Origin of the sequence: Streptomyces sp. CBMA152 (assembly GCF_014596475.1) — a bacterium.
Classification (GTDB): Bacteria; Actinomycetota; Actinomycetes; order Streptomycetales; family Streptomycetaceae; genus Streptomyces.
Genome location: NZ_MECJ01000015.1, coordinates 78,219 through 104,295, shown reverse-complemented (window position 1 = coordinate 104,295; position 26,077 = coordinate 78,219). Strand labels below are relative to the sequence as shown.

General features: G+C 73.0%; 24 protein-coding genes and 1 riboswitch. Of the genes, 14 read left to right on the top strand and 10 right to left on the bottom strand.

What is annotated here, in order from left to right:
• Window positions 1-2: 2 nt before the first annotated feature.
• Window positions 3-608 carry a septum formation initiator gene (locus BG418_RS13805; protein WP_188274115.1) on the bottom strand — a complete coding sequence of 202 codons (606 nt, stop codon included), beginning with the start codon at window positions 606-608 and terminating at the stop codon, window positions 3-5.
• Window positions 605-1,561 carry a 16S rRNA (cytosine(1402)-N(4))-methyltransferase RsmH gene (rsmH, locus tag BG418_RS13800; protein WP_188274114.1) on the bottom strand — a complete coding sequence of 319 codons (957 nt, stop codon included), beginning with the start codon at window positions 1,559-1,561 and terminating at the stop codon, window positions 605-607. The genes BG418_RS13805 and rsmH overlap by 4 nt, the downstream gene beginning before the upstream one ends.
• A 438-nt stretch (window positions 1,562-1,999) precedes the next feature.
• Here rsmH and BG418_RS13795 point away from each other — a divergent pair, with 438 nt between their 5' ends.
• The 4 genes from BG418_RS13795 (at window position 2,000) to BG418_RS13780 (ending at window position 7,667) form a co-directional block, all read left to right on the top strand.
• Window positions 2,000-2,563 carry a carbonic anhydrase gene (locus BG418_RS13795; protein WP_223184792.1) on the top strand — a complete coding sequence of 188 codons (564 nt, stop codon included), beginning with the start codon at window positions 2,000-2,002 and terminating at the stop codon, window positions 2,561-2,563.
• A 300-nt stretch (window positions 2,564-2,863) separates the two neighbouring features.
• Complete coding sequence (locus BG418_RS13790; protein ID WP_188274113.1) at window positions 2,864-3,874, top strand: MoxR family ATPase; 1,011 nt, start codon at window positions 2,864-2,866, stop codon at window positions 3,872-3,874.
• Window positions 3,874-5,271, top strand: a complete 1,398-nt coding sequence (locus BG418_RS13785; RefSeq protein ID WP_188274112.1) for a DUF58 domain-containing protein — start codon at window positions 3,874-3,876, stop codon at window positions 5,269-5,271. The genes BG418_RS13790 and BG418_RS13785 overlap by 1 nt, the downstream gene beginning before the upstream one ends.
• Window positions 5,268-7,667 carry a DUF3488 and transglutaminase-like domain-containing protein gene (locus BG418_RS13780; protein ID WP_188274111.1) on the top strand — a complete coding sequence of 800 codons (2,400 nt, stop codon included), beginning with the start codon at window positions 5,268-5,270 and terminating at the stop codon, window positions 7,665-7,667. Before BG418_RS13785 ends, BG418_RS13780 begins: the two co-directional genes overlap by 4 nt.
• Window positions 7,668-7,848: 181 nt before the next feature.
• Here BG418_RS13780 and BG418_RS13775 read toward each other — a convergent pair whose 3' ends face one another.
• The 3 genes from BG418_RS13775 to BG418_RS13765 form a co-directional block, all read right to left on the bottom strand.
• Window positions 7,849-8,244 (bottom strand): DUF3040 domain-containing protein, encoded by a 396-nt coding sequence (locus tag BG418_RS13775; protein WP_188274110.1) that lies wholly within the window; start codon window positions 8,242-8,244, stop codon window positions 7,849-7,851.
• 352 nt (window positions 8,245-8,596) lie between these two features.
• A complete protein-coding gene (locus BG418_RS13770) occupies window positions 8,597-9,355 on the bottom strand; it encodes a methyltransferase (protein ID WP_188274109.1) in 759 nt (252 codons plus the stop codon).
• A 154-nt stretch (window positions 9,356-9,509) separates the two neighbouring features.
• The gene (locus BG418_RS13765) at window positions 9,510-10,037 is read right to left on the bottom strand and encodes an SAV_6107 family HEPN domain-containing protein (RefSeq protein WP_188274108.1); all 528 of its coding nucleotides are present in this window, start codon (window positions 10,035-10,037) and stop codon (window positions 9,510-9,512) included.
• Between the two features lie 243 nt (window positions 10,038-10,280).
• Here BG418_RS13765 and BG418_RS13760 point away from each other — a divergent pair, with 243 nt between their 5' ends.
• The 5 genes from BG418_RS13760 (at window position 10,281) to BG418_RS13740 (ending at window position 16,242) form a co-directional block, all read left to right on the top strand.
• Entirely contained in the window at window positions 10,281-11,093 is an 813-nt protein-coding gene (locus BG418_RS13760) for an ATP-binding cassette domain-containing protein (RefSeq protein ID WP_188274107.1), read from the top strand.
• On the top strand, window positions 11,065-13,149 hold the full coding sequence (locus tag BG418_RS13755) for a YhgE/Pip family protein (RefSeq protein ID WP_188274106.1): 2,085 nt from the start codon (window positions 11,065-11,067) through the stop codon (window positions 13,147-13,149). The genes BG418_RS13760 and BG418_RS13755 overlap by 29 nt, the downstream gene beginning before the upstream one ends.
• Window positions 13,150-13,178: 29 nt before the next feature.
• Entirely contained in the window at window positions 13,179-13,784 is a 606-nt protein-coding gene (locus BG418_RS13750; protein WP_188274105.1) for a TetR/AcrR family transcriptional regulator, read from the top strand.
• 280 nt (window positions 13,785-14,064) lie between these two features.
• Entirely contained in the window at window positions 14,065-14,682 is a 618-nt protein-coding gene (locus tag BG418_RS13745; protein WP_188274104.1) for a DUF4126 domain-containing protein, read from the top strand.
• Window positions 14,683-14,727: 45 nt separating this feature from the next.
• Window positions 14,728-16,242: an NAD(P)/FAD-dependent oxidoreductase gene (locus BG418_RS13740; RefSeq protein WP_188274103.1), complete on the top strand. Its 1,515-nt coding sequence runs from the start codon at window positions 14,728-14,730 to the stop codon at window positions 16,240-16,242.
• An 82-nt stretch (window positions 16,243-16,324) separates the two neighbouring features.
• On the opposite strand, the gene BG418_RS13735 is transcribed toward BG418_RS13740, so the two are convergent.
• The 5 genes from BG418_RS13735 to BG418_RS13715 form a co-directional block, all read right to left on the bottom strand.
• A complete protein-coding gene (locus tag BG418_RS13735; protein ID WP_188274102.1) occupies window positions 16,325-17,203 on the bottom strand; it encodes a hypothetical protein in 879 nt (292 codons plus the stop codon).
• A 69-nt stretch (window positions 17,204-17,272) separates the two neighbouring features.
• Window positions 17,273-18,190: a methylenetetrahydrofolate reductase [NAD(P)H] gene (gene metF, locus BG418_RS13730; protein ID WP_188274101.1), complete on the bottom strand. Its 918-nt coding sequence runs from the start codon at window positions 18,188-18,190 to the stop codon at window positions 17,273-17,275.
• Between the two features lie 96 nt (window positions 18,191-18,286).
• Window positions 18,287-18,943 (bottom strand): thiamine phosphate synthase, encoded by a 657-nt coding sequence (thiE, locus tag BG418_RS13725; protein ID WP_188274100.1) that lies wholly within the window; start codon window positions 18,941-18,943, stop codon window positions 18,287-18,289.
• A gap of 74 nt (window positions 18,944-19,017) precedes the next feature.
• Window positions 19,018-19,383 (bottom strand): Rv2175c family DNA-binding protein, encoded by a 366-nt coding sequence (locus BG418_RS13720; protein WP_101387944.1) that lies wholly within the window; start codon window positions 19,381-19,383, stop codon window positions 19,018-19,020.
• 43 nt (window positions 19,384-19,426) lie between these two features.
• Window positions 19,427-20,647: an NAD(P)/FAD-dependent oxidoreductase gene (locus BG418_RS13715; RefSeq protein ID WP_398998683.1), complete on the bottom strand. Its 1,221-nt coding sequence runs from the start codon at window positions 20,645-20,647 to the stop codon at window positions 19,427-19,429.
• 138 nt (window positions 20,648-20,785) lie between these two features.
• Window positions 20,786-20,899, top strand: a riboswitch (TPP riboswitch).
• Here BG418_RS13715 and thiO point away from each other — a divergent pair.
• The 5 genes from thiO to BG418_RS13690 all read left to right on the top strand — a co-directional run bounded on the left by thiO (window position 20,897) and on the right by BG418_RS13690 (window position 26,039).
• A complete protein-coding gene (thiO, locus tag BG418_RS13710; RefSeq protein ID WP_188274099.1) occupies window positions 20,897-22,078 on the top strand; it encodes a glycine oxidase ThiO in 1,182 nt (393 codons plus the stop codon). (Overlaps the previous riboswitch by 3 nt.)
• Window positions 22,075-22,290, top strand: coding sequence for a sulfur carrier protein ThiS (gene thiS / locus BG418_RS13705; RefSeq protein ID WP_188274098.1), 216 nt, complete (start codon window positions 22,075-22,077; stop codon window positions 22,288-22,290). The genes thiO and thiS overlap by 4 nt, the downstream gene beginning before the upstream one ends.
• A 3-nt stretch (window positions 22,291-22,293) precedes the next feature.
• Complete coding sequence (locus BG418_RS13700) at window positions 22,294-23,088, top strand: thiazole synthase (protein WP_188274097.1); 795 nt, start codon at window positions 22,294-22,296, stop codon at window positions 23,086-23,088.
• Between the two features lie 111 nt (window positions 23,089-23,199).
• Window positions 23,200-25,179 (top strand): Stk1 family PASTA domain-containing Ser/Thr kinase, encoded by a 1,980-nt coding sequence (gene pknB, locus BG418_RS13695; RefSeq protein ID WP_188274096.1) that lies wholly within the window; start codon window positions 23,200-23,202, stop codon window positions 25,177-25,179.
• An 8-nt stretch (window positions 25,180-25,187) separates the two neighbouring features.
• Window positions 25,188-26,039 (top strand): deoxyribonuclease IV, encoded by an 852-nt coding sequence (locus BG418_RS13690; RefSeq protein ID WP_188274095.1) that lies wholly within the window; start codon window positions 25,188-25,190, stop codon window positions 26,037-26,039.
• The last annotated feature ends 38 nt before the right edge of the window (window positions 26,040-26,077 follow it).

Sequence of the window (26,077 nt, the reverse complement as noted above, 5' to 3'; positions counted from 1 at the left end):
CGTCACCTGCCGGGGGTCGGGGAGGTCTTCGCGGGGGCGTGCGCCGGGGGCGCGGCGGGAACGGCGTCGTGCGGCGGGACGGCTTGCGGGGTACGCGTGGCCGGAGCGGCGGGTTCCGGAGCGGGGTGCGCCTGCTCGGGCACGGGGTGCGTCGGGGAGGCGGCGGGGGCCTCGGTGGCCGGGACCGTCACCGCCGCGCCCTGGACCATCTCGGGGCTGAGCGCCGGTGACGGCTGGACGGAACCGGCGGCGGGGACGCCCTTGACCGTGCCGTTCGGGTTCAGGAACAGGGGGCTGCCGCCGGGGACCATCCCGAGCTCGGTGGCCCGGCGCGAGAGCGCGTCGGGGGCGGACAGACCGTCCACGTCGTGCTGCAGCGCCTGCTGCTCGTCGGTGAGCTCGGTGGTCTTGCGGCGCAGCTCGCTCAGCTTGAACGAGCCTTCGTTGAGCGAGGAGTTGAGCAGCAGCAGACTGATCAGGCCGCCGCCGAGGAGCGCCACGACCAGCAGCACGAACGGGGTGCGGGCGGCGCTGCGCCCGCCCGTCGAGGGCAGCAGCCTGCCGAGCCGCGCGGCCCGCCCCCTGAACTGCTTGGCCGGTTCGCTCACGAAATGTCCTCCCGGATGCGCTCCGCGCCCCTGAACCGGGCGGGGGCGGCCCGCCGGTTCTCGGCGACCTCCTCCTCCGTCGGCAGTTCGGCGCCTCGGGTCAGCAGCTTCAGTCGCGGTTGGTACTGCTCGGGCACGACCGGCAGGCCGGGCGGCGCGGTGTTGGCCGCGCCCGCCGCGAAGACCTGCTTGACCAGCCGGTCCTCCAGCGAGTGGTACGAGAGCACCGCGATCCGGCCGCCCACGCCGAGCGCCTTCACCGCGGCCGGAATCGCCCGCTCCAGGACCGAGAGCTCACCGTTGACCTCGATGCGCAGGGCCTGGAAGGTGCGCTTGGCCGGGTTGCCACCGGTGCGCTTGGCGGCCTGCGGCAGCGAGTCGCGGATCAGCTCGACGAGCCGGGCGCTGTTGCTGAACGGCTCCTTCTCGCGCTCGCGGACGATCGCGGAGACGATCCGCTTGGCCTGCTTCTCCTCGCCGTACTGGCGCAGGATCCGCACCAGCTCGCCCGGCGGGTAGGTGTTCAGGACCTCGGCGGCGCTGACGCCGGTGGTCTGGTCCATACGCATGTCCAGCGGGGCGTCCTGGGCGTACGCGAAGCCGCGGTCGGCCTCGTCGAGCTGCATCGAGGAGACGCCGAGGTCGAAGAGGATGCCCTGGACGCGCGGGACGCCGAGCCGGTCCAGTACGTCCGGGAGCTCGTCGTAGACGGCGTGGACCAGCGTGGCGCGCTCCCCGAAGGGCGCCAGGCGCTCGCCGGAGAGCCGCAGGGCCTCCTTGTCCCGGTCGAGGGCGATCAGGCGCGCCTCGGGGAACCGGGTGAGCAGGGCCTCGCTGTGGCCGCCGAGGCCCAGGGTGCAGTCGACGACGACCGCGCCCGGCTCGGTCAGGGCCGGGGCCAACAGGTCCAGGCACCGCTGGAGCATCACCGGGACGTGTCGACTCTGGCTCATGCGCCCTCTCAGGTCCGGCGGGGCGCCGCGCATACTGCCGGGCCCCCGCCCTCCCCCGGCTGACGCCGGGAGGTGCCCCTCGTAAGGGGAGGGTCTGCTGGCGCCGGGGAAGTGGCGTCAGCCGACCGGCGAGCGGGAGGAGGCCGAGCCGTACGCACGCCGCGCACGCGGGGGGAAACTGTGCAACTGCTCTGTACTGCGGACACGAGGTGTGTCCCCACAAGCGGGCCGGAGCGTGTCACCCCTCCCACTTCGCGTCACTTTAGTCCACCGGTCCTTTCGGTCAATCAACGGCCCAGCGCGTCGCGGGGTTCGCTTTTCACCCGTACGGATTACCGGTTAGCACGCTTGTGGGTTACCTCACAACCGACCGAGTTGACGGGATTTTTCCCTCTCCAGGACGCGACTGGACGATCTCCGGCGACTACCGTCATAGACATGTCGACTCCTGCGCACCGCCCCGCAGAGCCCCCCGTCCGCCCCCACCTCGCGGTCAGTGACGGGGGAACCGTCACAGACCGGCTGGTCGCCGCGAACCGCCGGTACGCGGACGCGTTCAGCGATCCGGGCATGGACGCCCGGCCGGTCCTCCGCGTCGCCGTCGTGGCCTGTATGGACGCCCGACTCGACCTGCACGCCGCCCTCGGCCTGGAACTCGGCGACTGTCACACCATCCGCAACGCGGGCGGCGTGGTCACCGACGACGTCATACGGTCGCTGACCATCAGCCAGCGGGCGCTCGGCACCCGCAGCATCATGCTCGTCCACCACACCGGCTGCGGCCTGGAGTCGCTCACCGAGGACTTCCGCCATGAGCTGGAGGACGAGGTCGGCCAGCGCCCCGCGTGGGCCGTGGAGTCCTTCCGCGACGTCGACCAGGACGTACGCCAGTCCATGCAGCGGGTACGCACCTCGCCGTTCCTGCCGCACCTCGACGACGTACGCGGCTTCGTCTTCGACGTCACCACCGGTCTGCTGCGCGAGATCGACCCGACGGACTGAGGCCTCCGGCGGGTCCGCCACGCCGCTCGTACGACAAGCGGAAGCATCGCTTCGGCATCTTTTCGCAGCGTCTTCGGGGATAAAAACACGGCAACCCCCGACATATCCCCTCCAGTTATCCACAGGCGAGTGACACAACCCGGCGACGGCAACAAGAATGCGGTGGTGACACCCCGTCCGAACGCCTCGGGCCAGGTGTCCGTATGTCGAGGTGGGCCGGGTCGCTCTCAGTGCGCCGGCCCACCAGGTAACTGGGGTATCCCCGCTCGCTGAGCGCGGGGAAGGGCCGAGGAGGGCCGGGTGACGACCTATGACGAGCGAGCGAGCCTCACAGATCTGACCGCCACTGCGGAGCGTGTCCGCAGGTCGGTGGAGGGTGTGATCGAGGGCAAGCCCGAGGTCGTACGGCTCTCGCTGACCGTACTGCTCGCGGAGGGGCACCTCCTCATCGAGGACGTGCCCGGCGTGGGCAAGACCATGCTGGCCAAGGCGCTGGCGAAGTCCATCGACTGCTCGGTGCGGCGCATCCAGTTCACACCGGACCTGCTGCCGTCGGACATCACCGGTGTGTCGATCTACGACCAGCAGCGGCGGGACTTCGAGTTCAAGCCGGGCGCGATCTTCGCCCAGATCGTGATCGGCGACGAGATCAACCGCGCCTCGCCCAAGACCCAGTCGGCGCTCCTGGAGTCGATGGAGGAGCGCCAGGTCACCATCGACGGGCAGACCTACGAACTGCCCAGCCCGTTCATGGTGGTGGCCACCCAGAACCCGGTGGAGATGGAGGGCACCTACCCGCTCCCCGAGGCCCAGCGCGACCGCTTCATGGCCCGCGTCTCGATCGGCTACCCGTCGGCCGAGGCCGAGCTCCAGATGCTCGACGTGCACGGCGCGGTCTCGCCGCTGGACGATCTGCAGCCCGTGGCGCACGCGCACGACATCGTCAAGCTGGTCGACGCGGTCCGCAAGGTGCACGTCGCCGACGCCGTGCGCAGATACGCGGTGGAGCTGGTCGGGGCGACCCGCAGCCACCCGGACCTCAGACTCGGCGCCTCGCCGCGCGCCACGCTGCACCTGCTGCGCGCGGCCAAGGCGTCCGCGGCCCTGAGCGGGAGGGAGTACGCGCTGCCGGACGACGTCCAGGCGCTCGCCGTGGCCGTCCTCGCGCATCGCCTGCTGCCCACCGCCCAGGCCCAGTTGAACCGCCGCACCGCCGAACAGGTCGTCCTGGAGATCCTGCAGCGCACCCCGGTGCCGCAGGCCGGCGGCCCGCTCTACGGCCAGCAGCAGCCCGGCACCCGGCGGCTGTGATGGCGAGCGGCGGACCCTCGGCGGGAGCCGGACCCGAGGACGCCGAGAGGGGCGGCGCGCGCGCCGCCCTGTCCGGGCTCACCACCCGCGGCCGCTCGTTCCTGGCGGCCGGTATCGCCGCCGCGATCTGCGCGTACGTCCTGGGCCAGGAGGATCTGCTGCGGGTCGGGCTGCTGCTCGCCGTGCTGCCGCTGGTCTGCGTGACGGTCCTGTACCGCACGCGGTACCGGGTCGCGGGCAGCCGCCGCCTCTCCCCCGCGCGCGTGCCCGCGGGCTCCGAGGCCCGGGTGCATCTGCGGGTCGACAACGTCTCGCGGATGCCCACCGGCCTGCTCATGCTCCAGGACCGCGTTCCGTACGTGCTCGGGCCCCGGCCCCGGTTCGTCCTGGACCGGGTGGAGGCGGGCGGCAAGCGCGAGGTGTCCTACCGGGTCCGCTCGGATCTGCGCGGGCGCTATCCGCTCGGGCCGCTCCAGCTGCGGCTCACCGACCCGTTCGGGATGTGCGAGCTCACGCGCGCGTTCAGCGCGTTCGACACCCTCACGGTGATACCGCGCACCGAGCCGCTGCCGCCGGTGCGGCTGTCCGGCGAGGCCGCCGGGTACGGCGAGGGGCGGCACCGCTCGCTGGCGCTGGCTGGTGAGGACGACGTGATCCCGCGCCTCTATCGGCACGGCGACGACCTGCGCCGGGTCCACTGGCGCTCCACCGCGCGCTACGGCGAGCTGATGGTGCGCCGCGAGGAGCAGCCGCAGCGGGCCAGGTGCACGGTGCTGCTCGACACCCGTGACATCGCGTACGCGGGCGCGGGCCCCGACTCGGCCTTCGAATGGGCCGTCTCGGGCGCGGCCTCGGCGCTGGTGCACATGCTGGAACGCGGCTATTCGGTGCGGCTGTTGACCGACACCGGCAGTGCGGTCCCGGGCGAGGGCGGCGGCGGCTTCGCCGGCTCCTCGCAGGACACGACGGACTCAGCCGGGCTGATGATGGACACCCTCGCGGTCGTGGACCACTCCGACGGCGGCGGCCTCTCGCGCGCGTACGACGTGCTGCGCGGCGGCAACGAAGGGCTGCTCGTGGGGTTCTTCGGCGACCTCGACGAGGAACAGGCCGCGGTCGCGGCGAAGATGCGGCGGCGCAGTGGCGCGGCGGTCGCCTTCGTCCTCGACAGCGACCTGTGGACGCACGGCACACCGCCGCCCGGCGGGCCCTCCCCGGCCGAGCGGTCGCTGCGGCTGCTGCGCGAGGCCGGCTGGACGGCGCTCGCCGTGCCGCCCGGAGCTCAACTCGCCGCCCTGTGGCGGCAGGCGGGTCATGAACGGACGGGTCCGGGCGCCTCCTTCGGCAGCGCCCCGCACCCGTCGGGAACCTCGGGAATGTCGGGAGCATGGTCATGAGCGGGCGCGGACGGCTGGCGCTGTGCGCCTTCGCCGCCACGGTGATGGCGTCGTGCTCGCTGCTGCCGCTGGTCAATCCGGCTTCCTGGATCGTGCAGGCCGCGTTCCTGCTCGCGATCCAGAGCGGGGTGGGCATGCTGGCCCGGCGGGTGCCGCTGGCCCGGCCGCTCACGGTGCTCGTGCAGGCCGTGGTGACGCTGGTCGTGCTGACCCTGGTGTTCGCCCGGGACCAGGCGCTGGGCGGGCTGCTGCCGGGCCCGGACGCCTTCGAGCAGCTCTCCACGCTGCTGGGCCAGGGCTCCGACGACGTCGGGCGGTACGCGATCCCGGCGCCCTCGACCGACGGCATCCGCCTGATGGTGGTCGGCGGCACGCTGGTGATCGGGCTCGCGGTGGACGCGCTGGCCGTGACCTTCCGCAGCGCCGCCCCGGCCGGGCTGCCGCTGCTCGCGCTCTACTCGGTGGCCGCGGGGCTTTCGAACGGCGGGGCGAGCTGGCTGTGGTTCGTGCTCGCGGCCGCCGGCTATCTGCTGCTTCTGCTCGCCGAGGGCCGCGACCGGCTCTCGCAGTGGGGGCGGGTGTTCGGCGGGGCCGCGCGCTCCAACCGGCCGCAGACTCCGCTGGAGGCGGAGGGCTCCCCGCTGGCGCCGGTACGCACCGGACGGCGGATCGGCGCGCTCGCGCTCGGCATCGCCCTGGTGATCCCGGCCGCGCTGCCCGCCATGGGCAGCGGACTGCTCGGCGCCGCCGGAGGCGGCAGCGGTGAGGGCGGCGGGGGCGGCACGATCTCGGCGGTCAACCCGCTGGTCTCGCTCCAGAACAGCCTCAACCAGCCCGAGGACCGCGAGGTCCTGCGCTATCGCACCAACGCGCAGGAAACCCAGGACATGTACCTGCGGATCGTGGCGCTCGACCAGTTCGACGGCACCTCCTGGAAGTCGTCCGAGCGCAAGATCCGGGACGTGCCGGACGTACTGCCGCAGCCCGAGGGGCTGAGCCCGTCGATCGGCACCGCCGAGATCAGGACGAGCGTGTCGGCCGCGGGCTGGTACAGCCAGAACTGGCTGCCGATGCCGTATCCGGCGACCAAGGTCGACATCGGCGGGCACTGGCGGTTCGAGCCGGTCGGCCGGACCCTGGTCGGCGACCGGGGACAGACCACGCGCGGAGCGCAGTACCAGGTCAGCAGCCTGCAAGTGCGCCCGACAGCGGACCAGCTGGCCTCGGCGCCGCCCGCGCCCGGAGCGCTCGTACGGGAGTACACCCAGGTCCCGCCGTCCCTGCCGCGCGTGGTGAACAGCACCGCCCGCCAGGTCACCAAGGGCGCGACCAGCGACTACCAGCGGGCCGTCATGCTCCAGGACTGGTTCGCGGTGCGCGGCGGGTTCACGTACGACACCCAGGTGGAGTCCGGCAGCGGTACGGAGGCGATAGCCCGCTTCCTCAAGGACAAGCAGGGCTTCTGCGTCCACTTCGCGTTCTCGATGGCCGCGATGGCCCGGACCCTGGGCATCCCGGCCCGGGTGGCGGTGGGCTTCACGCCCGGCGAGCCGCGCCCGGACGGCACGATGTCGGTGGGGCTGCGGGACGCGCACGCGTGGCCCGAGCTGTACTTCGAGGGCGTGGGCTGGACCCGTTTCGAGCCGACCCCCTCGCGCGGTTACGCCCCCGACTACACCCGGCCGGACACCCCGTCGGGCTCGCCCACCAACCCGGTGAAGCCGTCCACGGGCCCGTCCGCTCAGCCCTCGGCCGAGCCGACCCCCTCGTCCTCCTGCACGGCGCAGCAGCGCAAGCAGAACGACTGCGGCCCGGTCGCCCCGGCGGCCACCACGGGCGGCGGCGACAGCGGGACCCCGCTGGCCACGGTCGCGGCGGTGTCCCTCGGCGTGCTGGCCGCGCTGGGACTGCCGCTGCTGCCCTGGCTGTGGCGGGTGCGGGTACGGTCCAGGCGACTCGGCGCGAGCGGGCACCCGGACGCCGATCCGACCGCCGCCACGCTGGCCGTGTGGCGGGAGATCATCGACACGGCCTGGGACCACGGCCTGGTCCCCGACGAGTCGTTGACCCCCCGCAAGGCCGCCGCGCGGATGGTGCGGCTCGGCCGACTGGACGGCATGGCGGCGGAGTCGGTGCACCGGGCGGCGAGCGCGGTGGAACAGGTGCTGTACGCGCCACAGCCGCGGCCGGTGGCAGACCTCGCCGAGGATGCCCACCGCACCCGCACAGGCCTGCGCGCCTCGGTCACCGCCTGGACCCGCCTGCGCGCGAACGTGGCCCCGCGCTCGGCCGTACGGGTGCTGTGGTCGGCCTCGGCCCGCTGGGAGAAGGCGACGGCGGGCCTGACGGCGCGCGCGACGACGCTGATACGGAGGCCTTCGCGACAGCGGGGGTAAATCCAGCCCGTCCGGCGCTTGAGGACGAGCAAGGCCGCAGGCCGAGCGATTCACCCCGCTCCGGCCTGCGGCCGACACACATACCGGGGCACCCGGGCCAGGGCGCCGGGAACACGACTGAGGGGTGATCACCTCAAAGGTGATCACCCCTCAGCCACATCCAGGTGCAGGGCCGCCAGGCCTAGCGGCCGCCTTCGTCGCGGCGCCGCTGCCAGCGCTGCTCGATACGGTCCATCATCGACCGCTTCGGTGCGCGCGCGGCCTGCCGCCGCGTCGTACCTCCGCCGCCCGCCGGCTGCTCACCGCGCCGTGGCGCCTTGCGCCAGCCGGTGACCGCGAGCACGGCGCAACCGAGCATGATCAGGAACCCGACCACGCTGATCCAGATCCCCTGCCCGATACCAATCATGAGGAGCGCGATACCCACCAGGAAGCCAGCGACCGCCTGGTAGACCCGTCGTCGGGTGTACGTACGCAGCCCGCTTCCCTCAAGCGCTGTCGCGAACTTGGGATCTTCGGCGTACAGCGCTCGCTCCATCTGCTCGAGCATGCGCTGCTCGTGCTCCGAGAGCGGCACGGAGTCCTCCTACTCGTCGGTCGCGGGGGGCGACCGGATGCGGCCCCTTCAGGATAGGCAGGGAATCGCCCCCGTGAAACCCGCCCTCTACGCCAATTCGCCAATCCGAGCCGCCACGGCGGCTCGGCCGGTGGGGAGTCAATGCCCCATCGACCGACCCGCCATGCCGGACCTTGTACCTCGATCATACGGGGCGAAGCCGCCGATCGGGCGGCCTGTGGCGTACTGCATGCGCTACTCCGTCCGGGACTGCGTCGCTGATCAGCGCCGGGACGGCCGGGCGCGGACCCGCGGGAGGCGGGCAGGCGTTCGCCGGGTTCGCCCCGGATCGGCCCGCTCCGCCCGGGACGGCTCAGGCGCGCTTCTCGCCCAGGACGTGGAGCTGGGTCGCCACGGCGTGGAACGCGGGCAGCTCGGCGGCCGCCGCCTCCAGCTTGAGCAGCGCGTCCAGGGCGCCCGGTTCGGTGTCCACCAGGACCCCGGGGACCAGGTCGGCGAAGACCCGTACGCCGTGCACCGCGCCCACCTCGACGCCGGTCGCGGCGACGAGCGCGGTGAGCTGCTCGGCCGTGAACCGCCGGGGCACCGGGTCGCCGTCGCCCCAGCGGCCGGCCGGGTCGCCGAGCGCGCGGCGGGCCTCGGTGAAGTGCCCGGCGAGCGCGCGGGCGAGCACCGCACCGCCGAGCCCGGCGGCGAGCAGGCTGAGCGCCCCCTCGGACCGCAGCGCGTCCACCGCGTTGCGCACGCCCGCGGCCGGGTCCTCGACGTATTCGAGGACGCCGTGGCAGAGCACCGCGTCGTAGCCGCCGCGCTCGACCACGTCGAACAGGCCGAGCACATCGCCCTGGACGCCGCGCACCCGGTCGGCCACGCCGGCCTCGGCGGCGCGGCGCTCCAGGGCGAAGAGCGCGTTGGGGCTGGGGTCGACCACGGTGACGCGGTGGCCGAGGCGCGCTACGGGCACCGCGAAGTTGCCCGAGCCGCCGCCGGTGTCGAGAACGTCCAACGCCTCGCGCCCGGTCGCCTTGACCCGGCGGTCGAGAGCGTCCTTGAGGACGTCCCAGACCACGGCGGTACGGAGGGAGGCGCGGGGGCGCATGGGGTCCGGCACGGCAGTTGACTCCTCGGCGCGGTGCCGCCGCGTGACGGCGGGGCAAATAACGGTGAAGACCCGTCCACCCTATTGCCTCGCGTGCCCGCCCCGGCTCATCCCCGCACCTCACCCGGCGCCTGCCCCGTGTCGCACCGCAGGCTCACCCCGCACCTCACCCCGCGTCCGGCTCCCGGGGCCTGGGCTGGGGCAGCAGCGGCTGGAGCACCAGGAGCCGTTCGACCAGGCGCAGGAACATGGCGGCGTCGCGGATCAGGTCGTCGGCGTCGCGACCCGTCGCCGCGCCCGGTATGCCCGCCTCGGCCCGGGCCCGGCGGGTGGCGCCCGAGGCGAACAGGGCGCTCCACTCGGTCAGTTCGGGCGCTATCTCGGACAGCACCTCCCACGCGGTACGGATCCGGCGCCGCCGATGGGGCTCGGTCTCGGGGCGGCCGCGGGCGGCGAGGACGGCGGCGGCGGTGCGCAGCGCGGCCAGATGGGCCGTCGCGTACCGCTCGTTGGGGGTTTCCAGCACGGCGGCCTCGTCCAGACCGCTGCGGGCCTGGGCGAGCAGATCAAGGGCGGCGGGTGGTGCGCCGTCGCGGCGCAGCACGGGGTGGATGTCGCTCGCGGGACCGGTCAGTGAGGGGGCAGGGCCGGTGGAGCGGCGCCGGTGGGCGGCTGCCGCGCGATGGCTGGCCATGACGAACCTCCTGTCGTCGTGTGACGGCGCTGTGGCCGTATGTGTCCATCGTGAGGGCGACCACTGACAATCGGCCGTCGCGCACCCTCGACCCGCCTCCCGGACCGCCCGCAGCCCACCTCCGGGGCGCCAACGGCCCACCTCCGGCCCGCTCTTGACCTGCCCCTTTGTCCCGTACGCAGGTTCGGGCTATCTTTTGTACTGACCAGTCAGTTCAAAAGTTCACCAGCGCGAGGGGGGACCGTGGACAGCCCGCACGGGGCAGGCGTCAGCGCCGAGGACTTCGGACTCAAGGGCCCACGCGGCTGGGCGTTCCGGGGTGTGCGGCTCGACGCCGCGCCCGGCTCGCTCATCGCCGTCGAGGGGCCGTCCGGCTCGGGCCGCACCTGTCTGCTGCTCGCGCTCACCGGCCGTATGAAGCCCACCGAGGGCCACGCCGAGGTGGGCGGCGAGCGGCTGCCGCGCCGGATGGCCGCCGTGCGCCGGTTCAGCGCACTGGGCCAGGTCCCGGGGGTCAGCGACCTCGACCCCGCCCTGACCGTCGCCGAGCACCTGCGTGAACGGGCGCTGCTCGGGCGCTGGTTCGACGGTTCCGTGCGCGCCCTGCTGCGCTCGCCCGCCGAGCGGCGGGCCGAGGCGAAGGCCGCGATCGCGCGGGCGCTGAAGGAGGCCGGGCTCGACCTCGACACCCTGCCCAAGGGCGAGCGCACCTCGGTGCGCGATTTGGAGCGCCTGGAGGCGCTGCGGCTGTCCCTCGCGCTCGCGCTGATCGGCAGGCCCCGCCTCATCGGCGTGGACGACATCGACCTGAAGCTCTCCGACGCCGAGCGGGCCGAGGCCTGGGCGCTGCTGCGGTCGGTCGCGGACGCCGGTACGACGGTGGTCGCCGTCTGCAGCCAGGCGCCCGGGGGCGCCGACATCACCGTACGTAGTACGGAAGAAGACCACGACGTACACACGGACACAGACACGACCGGTCCGGTCTCGGGGGACGAGGCGCGGGGGATCGACGAGGAGGGGGCGGGGGATGCGTTCGCCGAAACTGGCCGCGCTTGAGCTCAAGCGGTTCGGCAGGGGGAAGCTGCCGCGCGCCGCGCTGGTGGCGCTCCTGCTGCTGCCGCTGCTGTACGGCGGGCTCTACCTGTGCTCGTTCTGGGACCCGTACGGGCGGCTCGACAAGGTGCCGGTCGCGCTGGTCAACGAGGACAAGGGGGCGACCGCGGGCGGCCAGAAGGTCGCCATGGGCGACGGGATCGCCGAGAAGCTGCGCGCGAGCAAGACGTTCGACTGGCACGAGGTCAGTGACGCCGAGGCGCGCAAGGGCGTCGAGGACGGCACGTACTACCTGTCGTTGACGATGCCCGCCGACTTCAGTAAGAGGATCGCGTCGAGCTCCGGGGACTCCCCCGAGACCGGCGCCCTCCAGGTGCGCACCAACGACGCCAACAACTACATCGTCGGGTCGATCTCCCGCACGGTCTTCTCCGAGGTGCGCTCGGCGGCCTCCGCCAAGGCGTCCCGTACGTTCCTCGACAAGATCTTCATCTCGTTCTCCGACCTCCACGACGCCACCGAGAAGGCCGCCAAGGGCGCCGCCGACCTCAAGGGCGGCCTCGGCAAGGCCAAGAAGGGCTCCAAGGACCTCGCGGACGGGCTCAGCGACGCCAAGGACGGCAGCGACAAGCTGGCGGGCGGCATCAAGAAGCTCGACTCCGGCTCCGCCGACCTGGAGGACGGCGCCCGGCAGGTCGCCGCGGGCACCCAGACCCTCGCGGACAAGGTCAACGGCGCGGCGGACAAGGCGCGTCCGTTCCTCAAGGAGAACGCCAAGGCCATCGGCGACACGGCCAAGCTGGTCGACGACTCGGTGCAGCCGGTACGCGACCACCTCGCCGACGTCATCAAGGCGGCGCCAGCCGCCGCGTCCGCGTCCCACAAGGCCGCCGAGCGCCTGGACGGCGACTACAAGGCGCTGTGCCGGTCCACCGCGACGCCCGGCCCCCTCTGCCCGCAGTTGAAGGACGCCAAGGACGCGGCGGCCACCGTCGCGACCATCGCCGACGACCTGAACACCGTCGTCAAGGACCAGAACAGCGACGTCAAGACGCTCGACCGGAACCTCGCCGACCTCCAGAAGCAGGCGCGCAGGCTCGCCGCGAACGCCCCGACGCTCGCCACGGACCTCGACAAGGCCGTCGGCGACGTGAACGCCCTCAACAAGGGCGCCAAGAAGGTCGCCAAGGGCGCGAGCACCCTCCACACAGGTCTGGCCTCCGCCAAGTCAGGCATCGGCGAACTCGACACGGGTGTCGGCAAGCTCAAGAAGGGCGCGGGAACCCTCGACGGCGGGCTGCTCAAGCTCTCCGACGGCTCGGCCGACCTGGCGGGCGGTCTGCACGACGGCGTCGGCAAGATCCCCGACTACGACAAGCAGGACCGCGACAAGCGCACCGGCGTCATGGCCGACCCGGTCCAGCTCGCCTCGCACGCGCTGCACAAGGCGCCCAACTACGGCACCGGCTTCGCCCCGTACTTCATCCCGCTCTCCCTGTGGGTGGGCGCGATGGTCGCGTACATGCTGATCCAGCCGATGAACCGGCGGGCGCTCGCGGCGGGCGCGTCGGCGTGGCGGATCGCGCTGGCGGGCTGGCTGCCGGTGGCGGCGGTCGGGGTGCTCCAGGTCGGCGCGCTGATGGCGGTGCTGCACTTCGGGCTCGGCCTTCAGATGGAGCGCGCGGCCGGCACGATCGGCTTCCTGGTGCTGGTCTCGGGCTGCTTCGCGGCCATCGTGCAGTGGCTCAACGCCCGCTTCGGAGCGGCCGGAAGGATCCTGGTGCTCGCGGTCCTGATGCTCCAGCTGACCTCGGCGGGCGGCACGTATCCGGTCCAGACGAGCCCGGCGTTCTTCAACGCGATCCACCCGTATCTGCCGATGAGTTACGTGGTGGACGGGCTGCGGCGGCTGATCACGGGCGGCGGGCTCGGCCCGGTCTGGCAGGCGTGCGCGGTGCTGGCCGCGTTCACGGCGGGCTCGCTCGCCCTGACCGCGCTCTCGGCCCGCAAGAAGCAGGTCTGGACCCTGGACCGGCTCCACCCCGAGCTGAGCCTCTGAGAGGGCCGAGACCTGTGAGAATCGACGGCATGGACAGCAGCACCAGACGGCAGGCGACCCGGCAGAAGCTCTACGAGGCGGCGGTGACGCTCATCGCCGAGCAGGGGTTCTCGGCCACCACCGTGGACGAGATCGCGGAGCGCGCCGGAGTCGCCAAGGGCACGGTCTACTACAACTTCAAGAGCAAGACCGAGCTCTTCGAGGAGCTGCTGCGGCACGGCGTCGGCCTGCTGACCGCGTCACTGCAGGACGCGGCCGACGCCACCCACGCGCGCGGTGGCACCCGGGTCGAGGCGCTGGACGCCATGATCCGGGCCGGTCTGGAGTTCATCCACCGGTATCCGGCCTTCACGCAGCTGTACGTGGCGGAGCTCTGGCGGACCAACCGGGCCTGGCAGTCCACCCTGATGGTGGTGCGCCAGGAGGCGGTGGCCGTGGTCGAGACGGTGCTGCGGGAGGCCGTCGCGGAGGGCGAGCTGAGCGAGGAGATCGACATCCCGCTCACGGCGGCCGCGCTGGTCGGGATGGTCCTGGTGGCCGCCCTCGACTGGCAGGCGTTCCAGAGCGAGCGCTCCCTCGACGAGGTGCACGCGGCGCTCTCACGGCTGCTGCACGGGCGGGTCAGCGGGCGCTGAGCCCAAGAACGACGAAGGGGGCCGGGCCGGGCTCTTGAGCCCCGGCACGTCCCCTCCACGGGGTCTCCCCCGTACCCCGTTCGTCAGGGGAGGCGCGCCGTTCCGCCGCCCCGTGTCGGCGGTCCGGACGCGTCTGCCCCCTCCGTGCGCTCCACTCTCCCGTTCGCACAGGTGGCACCCCATCCGCGCAACTACTCATCTCATGTTCTAAGTACGGGTACTCAGGCGTCCGTGCTCAACCTCAGCCACGGCAAAGTCGGAAATCGTTACGATCATGCCCGTGTCCGTTCTCCCCTTGGTATTCACCAGCGGCTGGGCCAGTGGGGTCAACGCGTACGCGGTGGTCCTGCTGCTCGGCATCTTCGGCGCGACCGGCGTCACCGACCAGGTGCCCGACGCGCTCCAGCGCCCCGACGTCCTGATCGCCGCCGGCGTGTTGTTCCTCTGCGAGGCCGTCGCCGACAAGATCCCGTACGTCGACTCGGTCTGGGACTCCGTGCACACGGTGATCCGGCCGGTCGCCGGAGCCGTGGTGGGCGCGCTGCTCGCCGGGCAGAGCGGGTCGCTGTCCCACATCGCGGCGGGCGCGATCGGCGGCTCCAGCGCGCTCCTGAGCCATGTGGTGAAGGCCGGGACGCGGATGGCGGTGAACACCTCGCCCGAGCCGTTCAGCAACATCGCGCTCAGCACGGCCGAGGACCTGGGCGTGGCCGCGCTCATAAGTTTCGCGATCTTCCACCCGCTGGCGGCCGCGATCATCGCGGGCGCTCTGCTGCTGATCGGCCTGGTGATACTGGTCGTCCTGTGGCGCCAGATCCGCCGCTTCCGGCGCCGCCGCGCCCAGCGCCGCGAGGAGAAACGCCTGGCGGCGGCCGGCCACCCGGGCCCGGAGCGCTAGGCCTGCCCGGGCCCGTTGTCAGTGGTGGCGGATAAAGTCCCCGACATGGCAAGGATTGCGGTGATCGGCGCCGGGATGGGCGCCATGGCGGCTGCCGCCCGGCTGGCCGTGGCGGGCAACCGGGTGACGGTGTACGAGCGCACGTCGACGTACGGCGGCGCGCTGGGGCGGTACGAGCGGGACGGGTTCACCTTCGACACCGGCCCCGGTCTGCTGCGCCTGCCCGCGGTCTACCGGGATCTGTTCCTCAAGACCGGCAAGGAGCCCCTGGAGGACCGCGTCGAGCTCGCGCCGACCGACCCCGCCTCCCGGCACCTCTTCGCCGACGGCACCGCGCTCTCGCTGCCCAACGCCTCGCGCGCGGGCGTGGTCTCGGCCCTCGACGCGGCGCTCGGCGCGGGCGCGGGCGAGAAGTGGGGCGACTTCCTGGGGCGGGCGCGGGACGCCTGGGACCGCTCGCGCCGGCCGCTCCTGGAGGAGCCGCTCTGGCCCGACTGGCAGGTCCTGGCCCGCGATCCGTATCCGGCGCCCAAGCAGCGCCGCCTGCTGCGCTCCGCGCGCCAGGCGAGCACCCTGGCCGAGGTCGGCGCCTGGGAGCTGGGCGATGACCGGCTCGCCACGCTGCTGAGCGGTTACGCGCTGGCGGAGGGCCTGGACCCGCGCACCGCCCCGGCGAGCGCGGCCCTGCTGCCGTATCTGGAGCAGACGTTCGGCAGCTGGTACGTGCGCGGTGGCATGCGGGAGCTGGCACGCGCGGTGTACGAGCGGTGCCTGGCCCGGCGGGTCACGTTCGTCTTCGACGCCGACGTCACCGGGATCCACGAGAAGGACGGCCGCGCGGCCGGTGTGGAGCTCGCCGACGGCACCGTGCAGGAGGCCGACTCGGTGGTCCTCGCCGCCCAGCCCCGCCCCGGCTCCGGCCCGCTGCGGGAGCGGGAGCCCTGGCAGGAGGGCGATGTGAGGCCGCGTGAGACGCCTGCCCCCGGCCGGTTCACGGTGCTGCTCGCGCTGCGCGGCGAGCGCCCGGCGGACACGGTGCACCGTACGGTGGTCCACTCCCCCGACCCGGCGGCGGAGGCGGCCTCCGTCTTCGCCACCCGCCACCCGGCGATACGGCCGACGGTGACGGTGCTGCGGCCCGACGACCCCACGACCCGCCCGGACGACGACCACGAGGCCGTCACGCTGACCGCGACGGTGGCCCCGCACGGCCCGGTCGACTGGACCGACGCGGAGCTGCGCGAGCGGTACGCGGACACGCTGACGGAGATCGCCGAGGCGGCGGTGCCGGGGCTGCGGGAGCGGACGCTGTGGCGCGTGGTGCGCACACCCGCCGAGACGGCGGCCGAGACGGGCGCCGAGGGCGGCTCGGTCCCGGCACCCTCGCTCGCGGGGGCGCGGGCCCACCATCTCCACCCCGGCAACCGGACCCGGCTGCCCGGTCTCTACCTCGCGGGCGGCTGGGCCCACCCGGGCGGCGGGCTGGCGCACGCGGGGATGTCCGGGTCGCTGGTGAGCGGCCTGATCGTGGAGGGCGACGACTTCCGCGGCTCGCAGTGAGCGACATGGCCGCAGCGAGCGGGCGGGCCGGGGCACCTCACCGGCGCCGCCCGGCCCGCCACGGCCACTCGGCCACCGTCACTCAATAGCGGTACGGGTGCTGCTCGTTGGTGTAGCCGTTGCCGGTGTCGTACGTGCCGCCCGGCGGGTACGGCGGCGGCTGCTCCTCGCCGTACTGCTGCTGCTCGCCGTCGCGCTGCTGCGGCACCCAGACGCCTCCGGGCGGTGTGTCCATGCCGTACTGCTGGGCGTAGGGGTCGCTGTAGGGCTGCTGGGGCGCGGCATAGACGTCATAGGCACCGGCGCCGTACGCCTGGGTGGTGCCGCTGCCGATGTACGGGTCGGAGTACGCGGCGTACTGCTGCTGCCCGCCCTCCGTGCCATAGCCGTACTGACCCGCGTACGGGTCGGCGTACTGCTGCTGTCCGGCGTCGTAGCCGTACGGCTGCTGGGCGTTGGCGTAGGCCGTCTCGGTGTAGATGCCGTACTGGCCGGTCTCGTCGGGCAGCGGCTGCGGCTCGTAGACGGAGCCCGCCTGCGTGGCCGTGGCCGGATCGGTGGCATCGGCGTCCGTCATGTGCTGACCCTCGGCGGCGAAGCCGTCGGCCGGGCCCTCGGACTCGTCGCGCATGTCCGAGACCTGGAGCACCGGGTCCTGGAGCGGGGCCGTCTTCCCGCCCGCGCGGCGACGGCGGCTGGCGCCCGGCCTGCCGCCGACCGCCCACCCGGTCGAGAAGCCCCGGCGGAACGAGAGGGTGACGTACGTCTGGCCGACCGCGAAGGCGATGGCGCCCACGATGATCACGAAGATGGACGGGAGGAGCACGCCGAGGACCACGCACAGGAACCCCGCGAAGGCCAGCAGCCGCCAGCGCAGCCGCGCCTTGTACTGCAGGAGCACCTCGCCGAGCAGCCAGAGCGCGACGATGCCGAACGCGATGTAGAGGACCGCCCAGCCCATGTACGCCCCTCTTCCCACGGCCGCCGCCCCCTTGGCGGGACGGCCGGCCGGTACGCCTGATGCGACAGATCAGGGCTGCTGGTGCAGTCCCAGATTCTCGTAGATCTCGAGCGTCGCCGTGGAGTTGTTGAGGGTAATGAAATGCAACCCGGGTACGCCATCGGCGAGCAGCCGCGCGCAGAACTCCGTGGCGAACTCGATGCCAATGGAGCGTACAGCGGCCGCGTCGTCCTTGACCGCGAGGATCCGCTCTTTCAGCTCGGGCGGGAATTCGGCGTTGCTGAGCTGCGGCAGCCGCTCCAGCTGCTTCACGCTGGTCACGGGCATGACCTCGGGGATGATCGGGGTCGTGCAACCGGCCGCGGCGACCTTGTCGCGCAGTCGCAGATAGCTCTCGGGGCGGAAGAACATCTGGGTGATCGCGTAGTCGGCGCCCGCGCGGCACTTGTCGACGAAGTGCCGTACGTCGGTGTCCCATTCGCTGGAGCGCGGGTGCATCTCGGGGAAGGCCGCGACGCCGACGCAGAAGTCGCCGGACTCCTTGATCAGCCGAACGAGGTCGGCCGCGTAAGTCACGCCGTCCGGATGCCTCACCCAGTCGCCCATCGGGTCGCCGGGCGGGTCGCCCCGGACCGCGAGGATGTTGCGGATGTCGGCGTCCGCGTACTGCCCGATCATGTTGCGCAGCTCGGCGACGGAGTGGCCGACGGCCGTGAGGTGCGCGACCGGGGTCAGCGTCGAGTCGGCCGCGATCTGCTCGGTCGCCTTGACCGTGCCCGAGCGGGTGGAGCCGCCCGCGCCGTAGGTCACGGAGACGAAGCTGGGGGCGACCGCCTCGACCCGGCGCAGCGCGTTCCAGAGGTTCCGCTCGCCCTTCTCGGTCTTGGGCGCCCAGAACTCGAACGAATACGTCGTCTCACCGGACGCGAGCATCTCGCGCACGGTACGCGCGCGATGAGTCCTGGTAGAAGCTGTGCCAAGGGCCATACTCGCAGGTTAGCCAGGCTCCGCCGGTCGCCCAACAAGGGGAAGGTAATTTGTCCGCATTGCCGGACTCTTGTCCACCCCTCGGACAAATGACCTTTACCGAGCCACCGCGCGTTCACGTATGCGCTTCGCGAGGTTCGCCGTCGCCTCGGCGGGATCGTCCGCCTCGGTGATCGCGCGGACGACCACGATCCTCTCGGCGCCCGCGTCAAGGACCTCGTCGAGGTTGGCCGCGTCGATGCCGCCGATGGCGAACCAGGGCCGCGCGATGCCGAGCGAGGCCGTGTAACGCACCAGGTCCAGGCCCGGGGCGTGGCGGCCCGGCTTGGTCGGGGTGGGCCAGCAGGGGCCGGTGCAGAAGTAGTCCACGCCGGGCTCCACGGCGGCCGCGAAGGCCTCCGCGTCGGCGTGGGTGGAGCGGCCGATCAGGACCTCGTCGCCGAGGATCGCGCGGGCGGCCGGGACCGGCAGATCGCCCTGGCCCAGGTGCAGCACGTCGGCGCCGATGGCGTGCGCCACGTCCGCCCGGTCGTTGACCGAGAGCAGCTTGCCGTGCCGGCGGCAGGCGTCGGCGAAGACGGCCAGGTGCTCCAGCTCCTCGGCGGCCTCCATGCCCTTGTCCCGCAGCTGCACGATGTCCACGCCCGAGGACAGCACCGCGTCCAGGAACGCGGGCAGGTCGCCCTGGCGCCTGCGGGCGTCCGTGCAGAGGTAGAGCCGGGCGTCGGCGAGCTGCTCACGGGCCGTGGGCATGAAGGTCCCCCGTTGGGTCCGGTGCGGTACGGACCGGACGAGCCGGTCCGTACCCACCTGTCGAACGATCCAGGTCAGACGGCGAGCGCCTGGGCGCGGCGCTTCACCTCCGTGCCGCGATTCTCGCTCAGGGCCTGCGCGGGGGTGCCGGGCAGGGTCGGGTCGGAGGTGAAGAGCCACTCGAGCATCTCTTCGTCGGAGTAGCCGTCGTCCCGCAGCAGCGTCAGGGTCCCGGCGAGGCCCTTGACGACCTTGTCGCCGTCGATGAAGGCGGCGGGCACCTGCAGCGTCCGGTTCTCACCGCGGCGCACGGCGATGAGCTGGCCCTCCTTGACCAGCTGCCGCACGCGCGTCACCTCGACATCGAGCATCTCCGCGATGTCGGGGAGGTGGAGCCAGGCGGGGACGAGTGCATCGGTTTTTGCGTCAATCTCGGTCACGGGACAAGCCTGCCATCTGCCACTGACAGCCGGTAGCCGGAGCTCAGCCAGCTGCCGCCTTGAGAGGGACCGACGGGTCGGCGGCGCGGGCCGGATCCAGCGCCGCACCTGCCTCGATGAGCTTGCGGCCCTGTGCCAGATCGCGCGGTCGGCCGACGGCCAGGAGGGCGACGAGCACCCCGTCCCGCAGCCAGCACACCGTCCACGCGGCGCCCGACGGGTCGCCCCGCCACAGCAGCCGGTCGGCGCCGCGGTGGTGGCCGACGTACTGCACGAACCGCCCGAACTGCTCCGACCAGAAGTACGGCACCGGGTCGTACGGCCGCACCGCCTCGCCGACGATGTCCGCGGCGACCGTGCGCGGGCCCTGGAGGGCGTTGTCCCAGTGGTGGATGAGCAGCCGCTCCCCGTACCTTCCCGAAGGGAAGGAGGCGCAGTCGCCGACCGCGTACACATCGGGCAGCGAGGTGCGCAGCCGGTCGTCGGCCGTGATGGCGCCTTCGCGGCCGCGCTCGATGCCGGTGTCCTCCAGCCAGTCGGTGGTGGGCCGGGCGCCGATGCCGACGACGACCGCGTCGGCGACCAGGCGCCGCCCGTCGGCGAGCAGGACGGCGCCGGGTTCGAGGGCCGCCACGCGCGCGTGGGTGAGCAGTTCGGCGCCGCTCTCCGCGTACCAGGCGGCCATCGGCTCGGTGACCTCGGCGGGCAGCGCGCCCGCGAGCGGGCGTTCGGCGGCCTCGACGACGGTGACCGCGCAGCCCGCCTCGCGCGCGGCCGTGGCGAACTCGGCGCCGATCCAGCCCGCCCCCACGACCACGATCCGCCGCTGGTCGGTGAGGACCGCGCGCAGCCGCCCGGCGTCGTCCAGGGTGCGCAGCAGATGCACATCGGGCAGGTCCGAGATACCCGGCAGGGTGATGGGCTCCGCGCCGGAGGCGATCACCAGGACGTCGTACGGGACGGGCCCGGCCGCGGTGTCGATCTCGTGCTCACGCGCGCGTACGCCGGTGACGCTCTCGCCCAGGCGCAGCTCGACACCGAGCCCTTCGAAGTCCACCTCGAAGGCCGAGCCCTCCGCCTTGCCGAGCAGCACCGCCTTGGAGAGCGGGGGCCGGTCGTACGGCTGGTGGGGCTCGGCCCCGATGAGGGTGATCCGGCCCGGAAAGCCCTGTTCACGCAGGGCCACCGCCGTCTGGACGCCGGCCATGCCCGCGCCGACGACGACCACGTGCCGCTGTTCCGCATGCGTCTGCTGTTCGCTCACCCGATCACCATAAACATCTGACACAGCGTCAGGTACCCCGGCTCGGACGCTCCCTACTGCCGAGGGGGCGCTGGGGTTAGTCTGGCCGACGTACCGCCGTCGCCCCGGGGCCCTGCCCCGGGCGCCCCGGCGGGACGAAAACCATCTCGCGGGAGCCCGGACGCAACGGGCTGAGAGGGAGGCTGAAGCGGCCTCCGACCGTACGAACCTGATCCGGGTCATGCCGGCGAAGGGAGGGGCTGGACGCCCATGCATTCATCCGAGAACGGGTCGGACGTGCTCGTCGTCGGAGGCGGCATCATCGGCCTCGTGACGGCCTGGCGGGCCGCGCAGCGCGGACTGCGCACCGCGCTCGCCGACCCCGAACCGGGCGGCGGGGCCGCCCAGGTGGCCGCGGGCATGCTCGCCGCCGTCACCGAACTGCACTACGGCGAGGAGACGCTGCTCGGCCTCAACCTGGCCTCCGCGCGCCGCTACCCGGACTTCGTGGCCGAGCTGGAGCAGGCGAGCGGTCTGGAGACCGGCTACCGCGCCTGCGGCACGCTGGCGGTCGCCCTGGACGCCGACGACCGCGCCCATCTGCGCGAACTGCACGCGCTCCAGCAGCGCTCCGGGCTCGACTCGCAGTGGCTGACCGGGCGCGAGTGCCGAAAGCTCGAACCGATGCTGGCACCCGGCGTACGCGGCGGGCTGCGGGTCGACGGCGACCACCAGATCGACCCGCGCCGCCTGGCGAAAGCCCTGGTCGTGGCGTGCGAGCGGGCCGGGGTCCGCTTCCACCGCCAGTGGGCGGAACGGCTCTCGGTCGTACGGGAGCGGGCCGCCGGGGCCGTCCTGACCGACGGGACCGCGCTCACCGCAGGCCAAGTGGTGCTCGCGGGCGGCAGCCTCAGCGGGCGCCTCGCGGGCGTCCCGGCCGAGCTGCTGCCGCCGGTGCGGCCGGTCAAGGGCCAGGTGCTGCGGCTCACCGTGCCGCCCGCGTACGCGCCGTTCCTGTCCCGCACGGTCCGCGCGGTCGTCCGGGGCAGCCATGTCTATCTGGTGCCGCGCGCCGACGGCGAGCTCGTCGTCGGCGCGACCAGCGAGGAGCTGGGCTGGGACACCACGGTCACCGCGGGCGGGGTCTACGAGCTGCTGCGCGACGCGCACGAGCTGGTGCCCGGCATCACCGAACTGCCGCTGACCGAGACCCGCGCCGGGCTGCGCCCCGGCTCCCCCGACAACGCGCCGCTGCTCGGCCCGACCGCGCTGCCCGGCCTGCACCTGGCCACCGGCCACTACCGCAACGGGGTGCTGCTCACCCCCGTCACCGGCGACGCGCTGGCGCACGCGCTGACCACCGGTGAACTCCCGGACGAGGCCCGTCCGTTCACCCCCCGCCGCTTCACCTCCGCCCCGGCGGAGTCCGCACCGCAGGAGCTGACCGTATGACCGTCTCCGTGCTGACCGTCTCTGTGAACGGTGAGGTACGCGACCTCGCCGCGGGCACCACTCTGGACGTGCTCGTCGCCACCCTGACCCCCGCGCCCGCCGGGGTCGCCGCCGCCGTCAACGAGATGGTGGTGCCGCGCGGCGAGTGGTCCGCCACCACGCTCGGCGACGGCGACCGCGTCGAGGTCCTTACCGCCGTACAGGGAGGCTGAGCCATGGCCGACGACCTGTTCGCCCTCGGCGGTACGACCTTCACCTCGCGCCTGATCATGGGCACCGGCGGGGCGCCCAGCCTGGACGTCCTGGAGCGCTCCCTGGCCGCCTCCGGCACCGAGCTGACGACGGTCGCGATGCGCCGCCTGGACCCGACGGTGCAGGGCTCGGTCCTGTCCGTCCTGGAGAAGCTGAACATCGCGGTCCTGCCGAACACGGCGGGCTGCTTCACGGCCGGGGAGGCGGTGCTCACCGCCCGCCTCGCGCGCGAGGCGCTCGGCACGGACTGGATCAAGCTGGAGGTGGTCGCGGACGAGCGCACCCTGCTGCCCGATCCGATCGAGCTCCTGGACGCGGCGGAAGTGCTGGTCGACGACGGTTTCACGGTCCTGCCGTACACCAGCGACGACCCGGTGCTCGCCCGCAAGCTCCAGGACGTGGGGTGCGCGGCGATCATGCCGCTCGGCTCCCCCATCGGCTCCGGGCTCGGCATCCGCAACCCGCACAACTTCGAGCTGATCGTGGACCGCGCGACGGTCCCGGTGATCCTGGACGCGGGCGCGGGCACCGCCTCCGACGTCTCGCTCGCGATGGAGCTGGGGTGTTCGGCGGTGATGCTCGCGTCGGCCGTCACGCGCGCGCAGGAGCCGGTCCTGATGGCGGAGGCGATGCGGTACGCGGTGGAGGCGGGCCGCCTGGCCCACCGGGCGGGCCGCATCCCCCGCCGCCACTTCGCCGAGGCGTCGTCCCCGATGGAGGGGCGGGCCGCACTGGACCCGGAACGCCCGGCGTTCTGAGGCTTCGTACAGCACCGCGAGGCGGCCGCGCTGTTACAGGTCGGCTGCAGTACCGCCCCGGGATGCCCCGGGGCGGTCGGGGTGTCGGTGGCCGCTCGTAGACTCTCCTGCGTGGATACGACCCTTCAGGACCCCCTCGTCGGGCAGGTGCTCGACGGCCGCTACCGAGTCGAGGCGCGCATCGCCGTCGGCGGTATGGCCACGGTCTACCGGGCCGTCGACACCCGGCTCGACCGGGTGCTCGCCCTCAAGGTGATGCACCCGGCGCTCGCCGCCGACGGCTCCTTCGTCGAGCGGTTCATCCGCGAGGCCAAGTCCGTGGCCCGGCTCGCGCACCCCAATGTGGTGGGCGTCTTCGACCAGGGCACGGCCGGCGGATACGTGTACCTGGCGATGGAGTACGTGGCGGGCTGCACCCTGCGGGACGTACTGCGCGAGCGCGGGGCCCTGCAGCCCCGGGCCGCCCTCGACATCCTGGAGCCGGTCCTCGCAGCCCTCGGCGCCGCGCACCGGGCCGGGTTCGTGCACCGCGACATGAAGCCCGAGAACGTGCTCATAGGGGACGACGGCCGGGTCAAGGTCGCCGACTTCGGCCTGGTCAGGGCGGTCGACGCGGTCACCAGCACCACCGGCGGCGTCCTCGGCACCGTCTCCTACCTCGCCCCCGAGCAGATCGAGCAAGGCACCGCCGACACCCGCGCCGACGTCTACGCGTGCGGTGTCGTCCTCTACGAGATGCTCACCGGCGCCAAGCCGCACACCGGGGACACCGCCGCCCAGATCCTCTACGCCCACCTCCACGAGGGCGTGCCCGCGCCGTCCGCCGTCGTGCCCGGCCTCGCGGTCGAGCTGGACGAGCTGGTGGCGTCGGCGACCGCGCGCGACCCCGAGGTCCGTCCGTACGACGCGGTGGGGCTGCTCGCGCAGACCCGCCAGGCGCGCGCGGCGCTGGGCGACGAACAGCTGGACGCGGTGCCGCCGCAGGCCCGCCCGGCTGCGGGCAGTTCCGGCTCCGAGGACCGTACGAGCGTCATACCGCGCGCGGTGGCCACCCCGGCGCGGCCCGCCGCGACCCCGGCGGGCGCCGCCCCGCTCCCGGCCGAGCAGGACCCGATGAACCGGACGAGCAGGCTGGTGATGCCGACGCCCGAGCCCGCCCCCGCGCGCGGGCACGGCGGGCGGCGCCCCCGGCTCGTACTGAACGGGCGGCGCGGTCTGATCGCGCTGCTCGCCGCCGTGCTCCTGGTCCTGGGCGTCGGCGCCGGTGTCTGGTACATCAACTCCGGCCAGTTCACCCACGTCCCGGCCGTCATCGGGCAGAGCGAGAGCGCCGCGAAGAAGCGGCTCTCGGACGCCGGTCTCTCCGTACGCAAGGTCGAGGGCCGCTACAGCGACACCGTCAAGCGCGGCCAGGTGATCGAGACGGATCCGGCGACGGGCGCGCGCGTGCGCGGCAACGCGTCGGTGACCGTCGTGGTCTCGCGCGGCCCCGAGATGGTCAAGGTCCCGGACGTCACCGGCAAGTCCCTCGACGACGCCAAGAAGGCGCTCGCCGACGCGGGGCTGACCCCGGGCTCGGTGACCCAGGAGTTCAACGAGGACACCGACCAGGGCTCGGTCGTCAGCACGGCCCCGGCCGCCGGCACCCCGCGCCGCGCGGACGCCGCCGTCGCCCTCGTCGTCAGCAAGGGCGCCCCCGTCGAGGTCCCCAAGGTCGTCGGCGACTCGGTGGCCGACGCCACCGCCGCCATGAAGGACGCCGGTCTGACCGTGGAGATCGCGCCCGAGCAGGTCAACTCACCGGAGGACGCGGGCAAGATCGCGGCCCAGTCCACGGCCGCGGGCGCCCAGGCGGCCAAGGGCGACACGGTCACGCTCACCGTCTCCAAGGGCCCGCGGATGATCACCGTGCCCAAGGTGACCGGCGAGAAGTCGGGCGACGCGCAGAAGGAGCTGGAGAAGGCCGGCTTCAAGGTCAAGGTCGACCACGGGTTCCCGTTCCTCAGCGACGAGATCGCCAGCCAGTCGGTGAACGGCGGCGACCAGGCGCCCGAGGGCTCCACGATCACCATCAAGACCAAGGGACTCTGAACCACCCCATGCGCAACCCCATCGGCGGCCACGTCCCCGTGGCCGGCGGCCTCGCCACGGTCGGACTCAGCTACGCGCGCGAGCTGCGGGCGGAGACCGTCCAGGTCTTCGTCGCCAACCCGCGCGGCTGGGCGACCCCGGTCGGCAACCCGGCCCAGGACGAGCTCTTCCGTACGCAGTGCGAGGCCGAGCGGATCACGGCGTACGTCCACGCCCCGTATCTGATCAACTTCGGCTCGCACACCGAGGCGACCGTCGAGAAGTCCGTGGAGTCGCTGCGGCACTCGCTGCGGCGGGGCCGGGAGATAGGCGCGCTCGGCGTGGTCGTGCACACCGGCTCGGCGACCGGCGGCAGGCCGCGCGCCGAGGCGCTGGCGCAGGTACGGGAGCGGCTGCTGCCGCTGCTCGACGAGCTCACGCACGACGACGACCCGTATCTGCTGCTTGAGTCGACGGCCGGGCAGGGGTACTCGCTCTGCTCCCGGACCTGGGACTTCGGGCCGTACTTCGAGGCACTGGACGCCCACCCCAAGCTGGGCGTCTGCCTGGACACCTGCCACATCCACGCGGCCGGGCACGACCTCGCGGGCCCCGGCGGGGCCGCGCAGACGCTCGACCTGCTGGTGGAGACCGTCGGCCCGGGCCGCCTGAAGCTGATCCACGCCAATGACTCCAAGGAGGCCGTGGACTCGCACCTCGACCGCCATGTGAACATCGGCGCCGGCCACATCGGGTCGGAGCCGTTCCGGGAGCTGCTCGCCCACCCGGCGACCGAGGGCGTACCGCTGATCATCGAGACGCCCGGCGGCAAGGAGGGGCAGGCGGCGGACATCGCGCTGCTCAAGAAGCTGCGCCCATGACGGCGTTCATGACAACGAAGATGTTCATGAACCCTTGA